The sequence below is a fragment of the Proteiniclasticum sp. genome (genome assembly GCF_003514505.1).
Taxonomy (GTDB): Bacteria; Bacillota; Clostridia; order Clostridiales; family Clostridiaceae; genus Proteiniclasticum.
Genome location: NZ_DOPX01000016.1, coordinates 182,772 through 197,050 on the forward strand (window position 1 = coordinate 182,772; position 14,279 = coordinate 197,050).

General features: G+C 45.7%; 15 protein-coding genes. 9 read left to right on the forward strand and 6 right to left on the reverse strand.

The window, feature by feature from the left end:
* The first annotated feature begins 16 nt into the window (after positions 1-16).
* The 3 genes from trkA to DEF30_RS05445 all read left to right on the forward strand — a co-directional run bounded on the left by trkA (position 17) and on the right by DEF30_RS05445 (position 3,363).
* On the forward strand, positions 17-1,423 hold the full coding sequence (gene trkA, locus DEF30_RS05435) for a Trk system potassium transporter TrkA (protein ID WP_294097246.1): 1,407 nt from the start codon (positions 17-19) through the stop codon (positions 1,421-1,423).
* Complete coding sequence (locus tag DEF30_RS05440; protein ID WP_294097248.1) at positions 1,389-2,822, forward strand: TrkH family potassium uptake protein; 1,434 nt, start codon at positions 1,389-1,391, stop codon at positions 2,820-2,822. The genes trkA and DEF30_RS05440 overlap by 35 nt, the downstream gene beginning before the upstream one ends.
* A 70-nt stretch (positions 2,823-2,892) precedes the next feature.
* A complete protein-coding gene (locus DEF30_RS05445) occupies positions 2,893-3,363 on the forward strand; it encodes a GNAT family N-acetyltransferase (RefSeq protein WP_294097251.1) in 471 nt (156 codons plus the stop codon).
* A 58-nt stretch (positions 3,364-3,421) separates the two neighbouring features.
* On the opposite strand, the gene DEF30_RS05450 is transcribed toward DEF30_RS05445, so the two are convergent.
* The 6 genes from DEF30_RS05450 to DEF30_RS05475 all read right to left on the reverse strand — a co-directional run bounded on the left by DEF30_RS05450 (position 3,422) and on the right by DEF30_RS05475 (position 8,312).
* The gene (locus tag DEF30_RS05450) at positions 3,422-3,643 is read right to left on the reverse strand and encodes a hypothetical protein (RefSeq protein WP_294097253.1); all 222 of its coding nucleotides are present in this window, start codon (positions 3,641-3,643) and stop codon (positions 3,422-3,424) included.
* 103 nt (positions 3,644-3,746) lie between these two features.
* Positions 3,747-4,787, reverse strand: a complete 1,041-nt coding sequence (locus tag DEF30_RS05455) for an alpha/beta hydrolase (protein WP_294097255.1) — start codon at positions 4,785-4,787, stop codon at positions 3,747-3,749.
* 121 nt (positions 4,788-4,908) lie between these two features.
* Positions 4,909-5,934 (reverse strand): electron transfer flavoprotein subunit alpha/FixB family protein, encoded by a 1,026-nt coding sequence (locus DEF30_RS05460; protein WP_294097256.1) that lies wholly within the window; start codon positions 5,932-5,934, stop codon positions 4,909-4,911.
* Positions 5,935-5,945: 11 nt separating this feature from the next.
* A complete protein-coding gene (locus DEF30_RS05465) occupies positions 5,946-6,737 on the reverse strand; it encodes an electron transfer flavoprotein subunit beta/FixA family protein (protein WP_294097258.1) in 792 nt (263 codons plus the stop codon).
* A 9-nt stretch (positions 6,738-6,746) separates the two neighbouring features.
* Complete coding sequence (locus tag DEF30_RS05470) at positions 6,747-7,886, reverse strand: acyl-CoA dehydrogenase (RefSeq protein ID WP_294097260.1); 1,140 nt, start codon at positions 7,884-7,886, stop codon at positions 6,747-6,749.
* A 9-nt stretch (positions 7,887-7,895) separates the two neighbouring features.
* Complete coding sequence (locus tag DEF30_RS05475; RefSeq protein WP_294097262.1) at positions 7,896-8,312, reverse strand: MaoC family dehydratase; 417 nt, start codon at positions 8,310-8,312, stop codon at positions 7,896-7,898.
* A 768-nt stretch (positions 8,313-9,080) separates the two neighbouring features.
* On the opposite strand from DEF30_RS05475, the gene fabG reads away from it, so the two are divergent.
* From fabG to DEF30_RS05505, 6 genes are read left to right on the forward strand one after another with little or no spacing between them, the layout of a single operon-like run.
* Positions 9,081-9,800, forward strand: a complete 720-nt coding sequence (gene fabG / locus DEF30_RS05480; protein WP_294097264.1) for a 3-oxoacyl-ACP reductase FabG — start codon at positions 9,081-9,083, stop codon at positions 9,798-9,800.
* 11 nt (positions 9,801-9,811) lie between these two features.
* The gene (locus DEF30_RS05485) at positions 9,812-10,831 is read left to right on the forward strand and encodes a 3-oxoacyl-ACP synthase (protein WP_294097266.1); all 1,020 of its coding nucleotides are present in this window, start codon (positions 9,812-9,814) and stop codon (positions 10,829-10,831) included.
* Positions 10,832-11,707, forward strand: a complete 876-nt coding sequence (locus DEF30_RS05490) for a branched-chain amino acid ABC transporter permease (protein WP_294097267.1) — start codon at positions 10,832-10,834, stop codon at positions 11,705-11,707.
* Positions 11,708-11,717: 10 nt separating this feature from the next.
* Complete coding sequence (locus DEF30_RS05495; protein WP_294097269.1) at positions 11,718-12,725, forward strand: branched-chain amino acid ABC transporter permease; 1,008 nt, start codon at positions 11,718-11,720, stop codon at positions 12,723-12,725.
* Complete coding sequence (locus DEF30_RS05500) at positions 12,718-13,509, forward strand: ABC transporter ATP-binding protein (protein ID WP_294097271.1); 792 nt, start codon at positions 12,718-12,720, stop codon at positions 13,507-13,509. The genes DEF30_RS05495 and DEF30_RS05500 overlap by 8 nt, the downstream gene beginning before the upstream one ends.
* A gap of 1 nt (position 13,510) precedes the next feature.
* Positions 13,511-14,236: an ABC transporter ATP-binding protein gene (locus tag DEF30_RS05505; RefSeq protein ID WP_294097273.1), complete on the forward strand. Its 726-nt coding sequence runs from the start codon at positions 13,511-13,513 to the stop codon at positions 14,234-14,236.
* The last annotated feature ends 43 nt before the right edge of the window (positions 14,237-14,279 follow it).

Consider the following 14,279-nt stretch of genomic DNA (forward strand, 5'->3'; position numbering starts at 1 on the left):
CGTTATTGGAGGAGTTATGAAAGTAATGATCGTAGGCGCGGGTAAGCTTGGCGTAAAGCTTGCTGAAGCTATGACCGTAGAAAATATGGATGTTACTCTGGTAGACAGTGATGCAAAAGTTATTGAGAAGATCAATGAGCATTTGGATGTGCTGACGGTTGTGGCCAGTGGAATCAGCATCACCATGCTGAAGGAAATGAATATAGAGGAATATGATATTATTGTTGCCTGTACAGAGAATGATGAGACCAATGCAGTGATCTGCACCTTTGCAAAAAAGCTGGGCTGTAATCAGACCATTGCAAGAATCAGAAATCCGGAATATACAGAGCAGCTTACTTTCGTACGTCATGAACTGGGGATAGATCTTATCATGAATCCGGATCTTGCCACTGCAACGTCCATTTCAAAGTATCTGCTTAAAAATATCATGTTCTATTCCGGAGATTTTGCAGATGGCCGCGTAAAGATGATTGATTTCAAGTGTTCCTATAAGAGCACTTTTGTTGGCAAAAAGCTTTTTGAGTTGGAAGATTTTGACAAGCTCATCATCACAGCGATTTCAAGAGAGGGCGAACTGATTATTCCAAACGGAAATACAGAGATTGCAGCGGATGATGTGGTCCATATTATTGGAAAAGAAGAGGATCTTCTGAAGCTCAGCAAAAAGCATAAACTGATCACTCCGGACACTCATGTGGATAATGTGATGATCATCGGTGGCGGTAATGTGGGATACTACCTGGCAAAAGAGCTTTCGAAAGCCCGTATTGGTGTTACCCTCATTGAGCAGGACAGAGTCCGTGCGCTGAAACTTGCGGAAACATTGGAGCACGTGCTGATCATTCATGGGGATGGAACAGATGTGAACATACTGGAGGAAGAGAACATCGACCAGATGGATGCGTTCATTGGATCCACCGGGTATGACGAGCAGAATCTTCTCATGGCCCTTATGGCAAAGCAGTATGGTGTCAAAAAGTGCATCGCGAAGGTGAGCCGAAGAAACTATACCAAAATCATCGATAAACTGGATATTGACGCAGCGCTGAATCCTGTGAACATCACTGCATCCAATATTCTGAAGTTTGTGCGTGGCGGAAAAGTCCTTTCTGTTTCTCTGCTCCTGGGGGGCGATGGAGAAGTGACAGAGATCATTGCGACACCGGATATGCCATACCTTGGGAAACCGCTGAAGGATCTGCACCTGCCGAAAGGGATCATCATTGGTGCCATTGTACACAATGGGGAAGTGATTATTCCAAAGGGGTCCTCCGTGATTCGTCCCAATGACCGTATCGTTGTCTTCTCCTTGGCGGAGGACACAGAGAACTTAAAGAAACTGTTTATTCCAGGAAAGAGAGGACTATTTAGTGAACTATGGAATCGTGATAAAGGTGCTAGGGAGTATTCTGCTGATTGAAGCCCTTCTTATGTCCCCTTCTATCTTTATTTCTTATGCTTATGGCGGGGATGCTCATCATCCCTTCATCTGGACCATTGTGGTCATGGTGATACTGGGTATCCTCATGGCAAAGTTAAGACGGAAAAATGATCACCATATCCGGGCAAAGGACGGCATCGTCATTGTTGCCTTGGGCTGGGTGATGATCTCCCTGTTCGGTGCCATACCTTTATGGACATCGGGGAGCGTCCCTACTTATATTGATGCCGTGTTCGAAATCGTATCTGGATTTACCACCACAGGAGCCTCTGTCATTGCCAATGTGGACGGCCTCGATAAAGGCATCCTCTTCTGGCGCTCCATGACCCACTGGATCGGTGGGATGGGGATTCTTGTGTTTACCCTGGCGCTTCTTCCAGCCCTTGGCGTAGGAAGCCTCCAGATTTTCAAGGCGGAGTCTCCGGGCCCCGTGGCCGGGAAAATTGTGCCCCGTATGAAAGATACCGCGAGGGTTCTTTATATCTCCTATATTCTTCTGACCGCCATGCAGGTGCTGTTTCTACTACTCGGAGGGGTAAGTCTTCTGGACGCCTTTGTCATTACCTTCGGTACAGTGGGGACGGGAGGTTTCGGTCCGAGAAATGACAGTCTGGCAAGCTATAGCCCTTATGTTCAGGTGGTGACAGGCATCTTCATGGTGCTGTCCGGCGTGAATTTTTCTTTGTACTTCCTGTTCTTCCGAAAGAAATACAAAGACTTTCTTGAGGACCGTGAGCTTCGGCTGTATCTCTTTTTTGTGGGAAGTTCCGTGGTGCTGATTGCATGGAATCTTTTTATGACCTTTGGTGGAGATGCTCTGGTGAGGCTCCGGGAATCTTTTTTCCAGGTTTCATCCATCATGACCACCACAGGATTCAGCACAGTGGACTTTGACGTATGGCCCACCTTCAGCAAAATGATTCTCTTTTTTCTGATGTTTGTGGGAGGGTCTGCTGGATCCACTGCCGGTGGAATGAAAGTCATCCGAATTATGATTGTGCTGAAACTCATCAAAAGAGAGGTGTCAAAGATTTTTCACCCTCGGGCACTGATTCCCATCAAGGTGGGCGGAAAAATTGTCTCCAATGAGATCATTGCGAGGATCAACAGTTTCACAGCCATTCACCTGGTGATCTTCACCATAGGATCTCTTGTGGTTTCACTCGAAGGAGGCACCATGGAGAGCTCCATGTCTGCGGTGGCCGCAACGCTGAATAACATCGGCCCTGGGTTTGGTGCTGTGGGACCTACAGTGACTTTTGCACACTACTCGGACTTTACAAAAATCTTTCTCTCTTTGGTGATGCTTCTAGGCAGACTGGAGCATTTCACCATCATTGCCCTTCTTGTGCCCAAGTCATGGACCAAGGAGAGCTGATCAAACAAATCGCATTTCAGGCAGGCTTCATGAAGAGAGCCTGCTTTTGAACTTTTGGGGGTAGGTATTGATGAACGTGAGATTTCTTCATAGCCATGAAGTGGAGAAAGCGTTTCTTCTGATTCGTGAAGTGTTTCTTCAAACGGAGTCAAGAGGACTTTCTCAACGTGCAGTGGACAGCTTCCTGAAAATGCAGACCAGAGATGCTTTTCAGCAAATTCTGTCCGATGAGAAAACTGTTTTTCTGGGGGCTTTTGATGAGGATTTGGCTCTTGTTGGCGTTCTTTGTGCAGAAGGATTCTTTCTTACCCATCTCTACGTACAAAGAAGAGGTGAAGGGATTGGGAAAGCCCTCTTTACGTACTATGAGGAGATTCTGAAAAGCCGGATGGAAGAGGGAGAAGTCATCAGGCTCAATGCCACGCTGTCTTCAATGCCCTTTTATGAAGCCCTGGGGTTTACGCTGAAAGAGGAGGTCCAGGAGATCTATGGCATTTCCTTTGTGCCCATGGAGAAAAAACTTAAAAAAGACCTCTATTAAGAAGATAGAAAAAGAACGCAGCAGGACGAAATCCTTGCTGCGTTCTTTTTGCTTCTTATTATGACAGCCAAAGAGCGGCTAAAAGTGCTGCGGTGGCAATCCCCAGGGAGACCTGGCCCAGTTTCACATACTGGTTCACCTTCTGGAACTCCATGAGATTTCTTTCTTTCTTCGGTACCTTTTTCAGTTTCACGTAAGTGAAAAAGCTGAGAACAGAGATGCCGAAGGAAACAGCAGCGGTGATAAAGAGCAGAGCTCTTAGCATTTCTTTCAGTTCCATGATATACCTCTTTCATAAGCATCAGGTTCCATAAGTGGAGGATGCATTTTTTCTTCAAAAATCAGTATATCATATACGCCCGTAGAGTATTCTAAAAAATGGATTATTTTCGTAAAAATGCAAGATAATCCGCTACGAATTTTTCAGGCTCCTCAATCTGAGGGCTGTGACCCGAGTTTTCAAATACAGCTTCTACAAAGCGGCCGCCATTTTTCTGATATTCCTCAAAGACGCTTCTTGTCTGGGAAACCATAGGCTGTGGAGGGTAAACCTCCAGTCCAGGCCAGCCTGGGAGAATGCCCAGCTGCCCAAGGAATCCCACATCGCTGTAGGACTGATCAGAGACAATCTTGTCCTGAACGCCTCTAAACCAGATTACAGGGGGTTTTACAGGAAGGTTACTGATGCCGGACAAATTGACATATTTCGGGCTCATGGTGTTGCCGATGCCTGTTGTGCCAGGGCCTAGGAAGGGCCACTCTGGGGCGGGCTGAGAGCTTCCAGGATAGAACCCTTCCCCAATCTCCATGAGAAACATGGAGTCCACAAAGAGGTTCTTCATTTCTTCTGAAAGGGTAAAGGTGGGAGCGAAGAGACCCTTCAGTACATTAGGGGCGGAAGTGGGATCATTGAGATCCTTATTTTTAGTTCTGAGATTTTCTACGAACTGCTGGTTCACAAAACCACCACCGGTACCAGCATGAGATGCTGTGGTGATGGTTCCGTCTGCATCTTTTGTACCAGAGAATCCGTAAGGGGATAGTGGATTGATGAGTCCAAGACTTCTTACCTCTTCCGGGTAGTCCAGCGTATACTGCATGGCAACACCGCCACCCATGGACCAGCCGATGATATGAGGATTTTTGATGGAGAGAGCATCCACAAAGCTTCTGATATCTTCAGACCAGGTTTTCATGCCTAGTGTGGAATCGATGGGAAGCTTTTCTGTATAGCCGTAGCCTCGTAAGTCTGGAGCGTAAATATGGAAATGCTCTTCCAGGATCTCCATGGTAGGCACATAGAAGAGGCTGGAGGAGGTGTTTCCGTGGAGGAGAAGAAGAGGCTCTTTCTCTTCATTCCCTGCTTCCAGGTAGGAGATTTTCAGCCTGCTTGTCTGAATGTCTTTCTTGGGATAAGTCTTCATTACTGCTAAACCGTCCTTTCATGGGTTATTTATGGGTATTCTATCGCAAGTGCAATAGTTTTGTAAACAGTTACGGCGAAAAGAGAACTCTATAGCCCTCTTCTCAAAGGAAAGGAAAGGCCTATGAAGGCCTTTCCCGGTAGTTTCTGATTTCTTTTGTGAGGAGCGGAAGGATTTCCAAAGCATTGCCGACAAGTCCGATGTTTGCTACCTGGAAAATCGGTGCATCCGGATCTTTATTGATGGCGATGATGTAATCTGATTTTTCCATACCTGCCAGATGCTGTACAGCGCCAGAAATGCCGCAGGCAATATAGACTTTAGGTTTTACAGTTTTTCCAGTCTGTCCTACCTGGTAGTCCTTTTCGATTCTGCCTTCATCCACAGCGGCTCTGGAGCCTGCCACTTCAGCACCGATCATATCAGCACACTCCCGCAGAAGATCAAATCTGTCGCCAACGCCTCTTCCGCCGGAGATGAGGATATCTGCCTTGGCGATGTCCACGGCCATGTGGTCCTTCTTCAGCACTTCCAGAATGCTTACAGGATCTTTCAGTCCATCAAGGCTTACATCCTGCATGGACACTTTTCCGGTAAGAGCGGTATTCCTCTGCATTTTATCCATGACGCCAGGTCTTATGGTAGTCATCTGGGGTCTTTTGGTCTCATTGATGATGGTGCCAAAAAGATTTCCGCCAAAGGCCGGTCTTGTGACATAAAGGAGGGAAGAGTCTGGATTTTCCGGATCAAACTCCAGCTTTGTTGCATCTGCTGTAAGTCCGGTATCACATCTGGCGGCCAGTCTTGGTGCCAGGTCTCTGCCTAAAACTGTTGCAGGTATGAGGAAAATATCAGGTTTTCTTTCCTCAATCATCTGATGGAGAAGATGGGTATAGTGAAGTGTACTGTATTCATTGAGTTTCTTGTGGTGGAGATATACCGTTTCATCTGCACCGCGGGCGGCAAGCTCAAAAAGGAGATCTTCACTTACTTCTCCCAGAAGAACGGCAACCACCTGATAGTTGAGAGAGGGTCTGTCTTCTTTCAGTCTCCTGGCTTCTCCAAGAAGTTCTAAACTCGCTTCGTGTATTTTATTCTCTTCATGTTCGATGAATACATAAAGATCTTTATAGTCCTGTATGTTCATTCTACTTCCTCCTACTTTCCGATAAACTGGTTCTCTAGAAGCACGTCCAGAATTTTTGCCGCAGCCAGTTTTGGCTCTAAAGTCAGCACATCTGAATTTTTATGGACTTCCTTGGTGAAGGTCTTCTTTACTTTTGTGGGGGAGCCCTTGAGGCCAATGTCCTTCTGTTCCAGCTGCAGGTGCTCATTGGTGATGACCGTCACAGGTTTATCAAAAGCCTTCATGATTTCACGTACATGCATATAGCGTGGTTTTGCAATGGAACTGAGTGTGGTGATGAGGCAAGGCATCTCAGACTCCAGGATTTCATAGCGGTTTTCCAGCGCTTTGCGTACTCTGATCTTCTCTTCTGAGATGGAGAGAATCTCATCCACATAGGTAATCTGTGGCAGGTTCAGCTTTTCGGCGGTTTGAGGACCTACCTGGGCGGTGTCGCCATCGATGGCCTGTCTGCCTGCAATAATCAGATCATAAGGAATCGTTGCCAGGTAAGCACCCAGGGTATTGGAAGTTGCCCAGGTGTCAGCACCGCCAAACTTTCCATCACTGATGAGCACACACTCATCGGCGCCGAGGGCGTAAAGTTCTCTCAGCATAGATTCTGCCTGGGGAGGCCCCATGGTCACGCAAGTCACTTTAGCGCCTTGTCTGTCCTTGATCTGAAGAGCTGCTTCAAGACCGGCCAGATCATCTGGATTGGTGATGGTGGGGACACCGGCTCTGATGAGCGTGCCCTTTTCCTTGTCTATCTTCATTTCTGTGGTATCTGGAACTTGCTTTAAAAGTACTACAATATTCATCATTTCTCTCCTTTACTTCAGTAAAGATGCTGCGATGACCATCTTCTGAACTTCAGATGTGCCTTCGTAGATCTCGGTGATTTTTGCGTCACGGAACATTCTTTCCAGAGGATATTCTCTGGTATAACCGTAACCGCCCAGAAGCTGGAGGGAGATTCTTGTGCTTTCCATGGAAATGTCAGAGGCGTAAAGCTTTGCCATGGCAGCTTCTGTGGAATAAGGCTTTCCCTCATCCTTCAGAACAGCAGCACGGTATGTAAGAAGCCTTGCAGCATCAATTTTCGTCTGAAGATCTGCAATCTGGAACTGTGAGTTCTGGAAAGCAGAAAGGGGTTTTCCGAACTGTTTACGCTCTTTGATGTACTTGATGGCTTCATCCAGAGCGCCCTGGGCAATACCAAGAGCTTGCGCTGCGATACCGATTCTTCCACCATCCAGGGTCTTCATGGCGATGCCGAATCCTTTTCCTTCCTGACCCAGAAGATTCTCCGCGGGCAGCATGAGATCTGTAAAGATCAGCTCCGTGGTGGAGCTTCCTTTGATGCCCAGTTTATGTTCTGTCTTTCCGATGGAAAAACCTTCCATGCCTTTTTCTACAATGAAGGCAGAGATGCCACGGGTGCCTTTCTGCTTATCGGTCATGGCAAAGATGATGAAGGTGTCCGCAAATCCGCCATTGGTGATGAAGATCTTGGAGCCGTTGATTCTATAGAAATCTCCTTCCTTCACTGCTGTGGTCTGCTGCATGGCAGCATCGGACCCGGCATTGGGTTCTGTCAGGCCAAATGCGCCAAGTTTTTCACCGGAAGCCAAAGGAAGCAGATATTTTTCTTTTTGCGCTTCTGTACCGAAGGCGAGAAGGGGAGCGCAGGCCAATGAAGTGTGAGCGGATACAATGACGCCTGTGGTGGCGCAATGCTTGGAAAGCTCTTCTACGGCCATGATATAGGTCAGGTTGTCACCGCCTGAGCCCCCATAATTCTCAGGGACTGGTATGCCCAGCATTCCTATGTTTGCCATTTTTTCTACAGTTTCCACTGGGAATCGCTCCAGCTCATCAACTTCCTGTGCCAAAGGTTTCACTTCATTCAGGGAGAATTCTTTAAATAATTTCAGAGAAAGGGCTTGTTTCTTGCTTAGTTCAAAATTCATACGGTCCTCCTATTTTGGTGGCATGACGGTAGCGGTGCCTTTCACCACAACGTCTCCATGCTGGTTGTATGCAATGGTATCCAGTTTGACGATATTTTTCTCTTCGATAATCTCTGATACAGTCACCACAGCTTTAATGGTATCCTGAAACCGCACTGGCTTCGTGAATTTTAAGTCCTGTCCAAGATAAATGGTGCCTGGTCCTGGAAGAAGAGTGCCAAGAACTGTTGAAAAATAAGAGGCAGTGAGCATGCCATGGACAATTCTTCCCTTGAACATGGTTTCTTTCGCATAGGTCTCATTGAAATGTGCGGGATTCAGATCACCGGAAATACCGCCAAATAGAACAACGTCTGTTTCTGTGACGGTTCTTTCGTAGGATTCCTGATCACCGATTCTCATATCGTGAATGGTTTTTCCTTTCATCGTAACCTCCATATGATAATTTAATAACGAAAGGTTCGCGTGTAATTGTTTAACATGATGAACCTTTCATGTTTAATTCTATTATATTCCTTCGTTTAGAAAATACAATAGATTTGGAGAAAGTTTTGTTATTAATTTAACGAAAATGAATTTTGAACTTGGAAGACAAGGAAACAAGCCTTTCAAGAAATAATACAACCACTTTTATTATACAGGATGTTTTCAGGGCACTCCATGGTAAAAGCGAACATTTCTGTCAATCCTGACAAAAATTAACTTGTAGATGAAATAACAAAAAGAAAACAGCAAATGGACAAGTATTGACATGTTGGCAATTTCATCACAATAAATGGCGAAAGTGTAAGAGATCTGTGTACTCCTTACGGATGATTGCATGTGTTGGAAATACGAAAACAACTTGGCTTTCAAGGTCAAAAATGTGTATTAATACAATACAATTTATGATAATAAAATAACAAAACACAAGAAACCTAAATGACAACCTTTTCATTTGTTTACATCTAAATCAACGATTTATCAGATAAAAGCTTATTTTATTAAATAAATTATAGAACTGTTCACTATTTTTAAACGGATAATTAATTATGTCTTTGTTTTGTTAAATTGATTGACTTTGCAAACCTTATCATTTATTCTGAACATGAAGATTGATTCATGTTTCATATCTTGGTATTTGATTCTCTGTTTATGCACAGTAGAGGGTCAAATGAAACGATATGAAATAGGGAAAATAATGGAGGTAGAAAAATGAGATTACAAGACAAAGTTGCAGTAATTACAGGTGGTGCTCGTGGGCTTGGACAGGCCATGGCTGAGCTTTTTGTGAAGGAAGGTGCTAAAGTCATTGCTGCGGATATGGGCGACTTAGCTTATGAGAATCCAAATGTGGAAGGCTATAAGCTGAATGTTGCAGATGGTGAAGCTTGTAAGGCATTTGTGGATTATGTTACAGAGAAGTATGGTAAAATTGATATTCTTGTGAACAACGCTGGAATCACAAGAGATGCCCTCACAAGAAAAATGACCGATGAGATGTGGGATCTGGTGATAGACGTGAATCTGAAGGGGGTATTCAATCTCACAAGACACGTAGGACCACAGATGCAGGCAAACGGCAAGGGATCCATCATCAACATCTCTTCTGTAGTAGGAGAATTCGGAAACATCGGACAGGCTAACTATGCTGCGACAAAAGCAGGTGTCATTGGAATGACAAAGACCTGGGCCAAGGAATTTGCTATGAAGGGTGCACAGGTAAGAGTCAATGCCATCTCTCCTGGCTACACCATGACAGATATCCTGAAGACTGTTCCACAGGATCTTCTGGACAAATTTGCTGCACAGACCATGCTTGGAAGACTGGCTCAGCCTGAGGAAATTGCAAACGCTGCACTGTTCCTGGCTTCCGATGAATCTTCTTACGTAACAGGTCACAATCTGTCTGTCAACGGAGGCATGAGACTGTAAGGAGGTTTAGCATGACGAATGTAGGAATTGTAGGAACTGGGATTTATATTCCAGAATCCTTTATGACGGGGAAGGAAATCTCTGAGAAAACCATGGGTGTCTGGTCTGAAGAGGCTGTGGTGGACAAGCTTGGCATCAGAAAGAAACCGATCCCTGGAGCACAGGACGGCACACAGGAAATGGGGGCTCTGGCAGCGCTGGATGCACTGAAGAATACTGGCACCGATCCTCTGGATATTGATGTGATTCTCTGTGTCGGAGAAGAGTGGAAAGAGTATCCACTGACGACATCAGCGCTGTATATCCAGGACAGAATCGGCGCAGTGAATGCCTGGGGCATAGACCTTGCCAACAGATGCTGCACCACTGTATCTACGATGAAGATTGCAAAGGATATGCTCATGAACGATGACTCCATCAACACCATCCTCATTGCAGGCGGATACAGAAATGGAGACTTTGTAGACTACAGCGACAAAAATATGTCTATGATGTTCAATCTGGGGGCTGGCGGCGGTGCCATCATCCTCAAGAAAAATTATGGTAAGAACCTTCTTCTGGGATCCCACATCATTGCAGACGGATCTTTGGCCCGAACTGCCGGAGTGGAGATCGGAGGCACTTGCAATCCGATCACTCCTGAAAACAGAGACGAGGCTTATAAGAGTCTGAGACTCATGGATGCCAAGAAGATGAAAGACAGACTGAATGAGGTATCGATGCCCAACTGGTACAAGTGCATCGACGAATCATTAAGAAAATCAGATCTTGAAAGAAAGGATATTGACTATCTGGCAATTCTTCATATGAAGAGATCCGGCCACGTGGCCATGCTGAATGAACTGGGGCTTAGGGAAGACCAGTCCATCTATCTGGAAGATTATGGACATATCGGACAGGTGGATCAGATTCTGTCTCTGCACCTGGCTCTCCAGGAAGGAAAGGTTCAGGACGGAAGCGTTGTAAGCATGGTGGCAGCAGGAATCGGCTATGTGTGGGCTGCCAATGTCATTAAATGGGGTGAAAGCTAATTGAGTACTTTCATACAAATTATTCTTAGAAGTTTGGAAACAGGAAGCATCTATGCACTTGCTGCGTTAGGTATCATCATCATCTACAGAACCTCCTATACCACGAACTTTGCTCAGGGAGCCGTGGCCATGTTCAATACCTTTGTGGTGACCTTCCTCTTCAATAAGTTCGGACTGCCTCTATGGCTGGCGGTCATCGGTGGGATCTTAAGTGCTATCCTCATGGGATTTCTCATCGATGTGCTGATCTTAAGACATACGAAAAATGTGTCTCCGGTGGCAAAGCAGATTATTACGCTAGGCCTCATCATGATTGTCCTTGGACTTGCACCCATCTTCTTTGGGGTGGATCCGCTGAGACTTCCAAGACTCATTGAATCAGGAGATCTTTCCCTTCTTGGGGCATCTATCTCCTATAATGGGCTTTTCAATATTGCTTTGGGCTTGGCCATCATGCTTCTGATGTTTTATATCCTGCAGAAGACAAAATGGGGACTTGCCATCAGGACCACAGCTTCCAATGAATATGTGGCAAGGCTCATGGGGGTTCCTACAAAGAATGTCACCATGGCAGCCTGGGGAGTTGCGGGAGTTCTGGGTGTCATAGCTGGTGTCATGACTGCGCCAATGACTTCAGTTACGCTGAATCTCATGGATGAAGTACAGATCACAGCCCTGGTTGCTTGTGTTCTTGGTGGATTCCAAACCTTCCACGGACCGGTTATAGGTGCGTATATCATGGGTATCGTAAGAAACCTCTTGCTGTTTTATGTGTCCTCCGTTTGGGGCGGACAGATTCTCTATATTCTGATCCTGGTGTTCATTGTCTTCAGACCATATGGACTCATCGGGAAAAAGATTGTGAAGAAGGTGTAGGATGAAGAGTATGACGAAAGAGAAAAACATTTTAAAGAAATATCCGATTCTAGGCCTGATTCTTTTTGGCGCTGTTCTGGCTCTGGTTCCACCTCTGGCGGAAGCAGGAGTCTTAAAGAATGGATACATCACCACCATCGGTGGGACACTCATTTATGCCATTGCAGCTCTTGGACTCAATATCCTTCTGGGGTGGTCCGGACTGATCTCTCTGGGTACAGCTGGATTTATGGGACTGGCTTCCTATATCTCTGCTTACCTGACCATAGACCTGGAGCTTCCTTTTGAAGCGGCATTTATCCTGGCGGTCCTGATTCCAACACTTCTTGGCATCTTGGTTGGACTGGTTTCCCTGAAGATTGAAGGACTGTACCTGGCCATAGCAACCTTGGCTGTGTCAGAGGTTCTTAGAAAGACCTTTGAAGAGCTGGTGCCATTTACTGGCGGATTCAGTGGAAAATCTGCGGATTATCCAACGCTCCTTGGTGTATTCGAACTCGACAGAACAACAACGTATTACTTCATCGTGGCCATTCTGGTCATTGTGATGATCCTTACTTATAACATGATGAACGGAAAGCTTGGACGTGCTTTGAACGCCATGAGAGGTTCTGAAGCAGCGGCTCAGGCCATGGGTGTGAATCTTCTTACCCACAGACTCATCGCATTCGCACTGGCTACTGTATTTGCCAGTATTGCAGGGGTACTCTATGTGCACTTCATTAAATTCTCCTATCCCAGCACCTGGATCCTGAAGCTTTCCTTGGACTTCCTGGCCATCATCATCATAGGCGGTTTAAGGTCCATCTACGGAACAGTACTTGGGGCATTCATCGTCTTTGCAGTACCAGACCTCTTCCTGAAGCAGATTCCTTATTTTGAGAATCTGTCCTACGTACTGAATGGACTTCTGATCATCGTGGTCATCATCTTCTATCCGAACGGACTGGTGGGGATTGGCTATGACATCAAGAAACTCTTCAGAAAACTGAGAAAAGGAGGAAAGAAAGATGAGTAAGATGGAGAACCGTGTACTGAGTGTCGAGGGACTTTCCATTGCCTTTGGCGGGCTGAAAGCTGTTGACAATCTTTCTTTCGATATCAAAGAAAAAGAAATCTTCGGGCTGATTGGACCTAATGGAGCAGGAAAGACCACTGTGTTCAACTGCATCACACAGTTCTATAAGCCGAATACTGGAGAAATCCTGTTTAGAGGGCACGGCGATCAGGTAACAGAACTGACGACAAAGCCTGTACATGACATCATCAAGCTGGGACTGGTCAGAACCTTCCAGAATGTAGAGCTCATCAGAGAGCTCAGCATCATCGACAATGTGCTCATCGGAGGTCATATCGACTTCAAGGCGAATACATTCTCTCAGGCGCTGAGACTGCCAAAGGCGAGAAAAGAAGAGAAGCAGTACAGGGAAGAAGCTGAGAAAATCCTTGAAAACTTAGGCATTCTCGACAGAAAGGATATGCTTGTCGGAGGTCAACCATACGGAATCCTGAAGAAGGTGGAGATGGCAAGAACTCTTATGGCAAGGCCTAAACTCATCATTCTGGATGAACCTGCTGCAGGGCTTAATGACAGTGAAACCCTGGAACTTGCGAAACTGATCAAGAAGATCAGAGATGAGTTCAACTGTGCCATCCTTCTGGTGGAACATGATATGAGACTTGTGATGGATATCTGTGACCGCATTTGCGCCATCAACTTCGGAAAACTCCTGACCATCGGCACCCCTAAGGAGATACAGCAAAATCCTGCTGTCCAGTCAGCATATTTAGGAGTGGAGTAGTATGAGTGATAAGAAAATAGCATTACAGATCAAAAATCTCAAAGTGAGCTACGGTGCCATTCAAGCACTGAAAGGCATTGACCTTACGGTATATGAGGGAGATGTAGTGGCGATTCTCGGAGCCAATGGAGCAGGAAAGACCACGACGCTCAAGAAAATATCCGGAATCATCGAAAGTGAAGGTGGATCCATAGAGCTCTATGGTCAGGACATCACGAAGATGGAACCTGAAAAGATTGCAAGACTTGGTATTTCCATGTCTCCTGAGGGAAGAGCGGTATTTAGAGATCTTACAGTTGAAGAGAATCTGAAAGCGGGTGCTTTTACTGTAAAGGACAAAGCGACCATTCAGAAGAATTTTGACAGAGTATACAGATACTTCCCAGTGCTGAAGGAAAGAAAGAACCAAGTATCCTCCACCTTATCCGGCGGAGAACAGCAGATGCTGGCCATCGGAAGAGCTCTTATGAGCAGTCCAAAAGTGCTTCTTCTGGATGAGCCTTCCTTAGGTCTTGCACCACTTATTGTGCAGGATATCATGAACATCGTGAAGGAAATCAAGGAAGAGGGTACCACCGTCATCATCGTGGAGCAGAATGCTGCACAGACACTGAAAATTGCAGATTACGGGTACGTCATTGAGCTGGGCCTTGTGAACACTCATGGGAAAGCCAGCGATCTTGCCAATGATCCTAAACTTGTGGAAGCCTACCTGGGCAAACACTAATCTTATATTTAAGGTACTTTTGTACTTAAATAAACAACATACA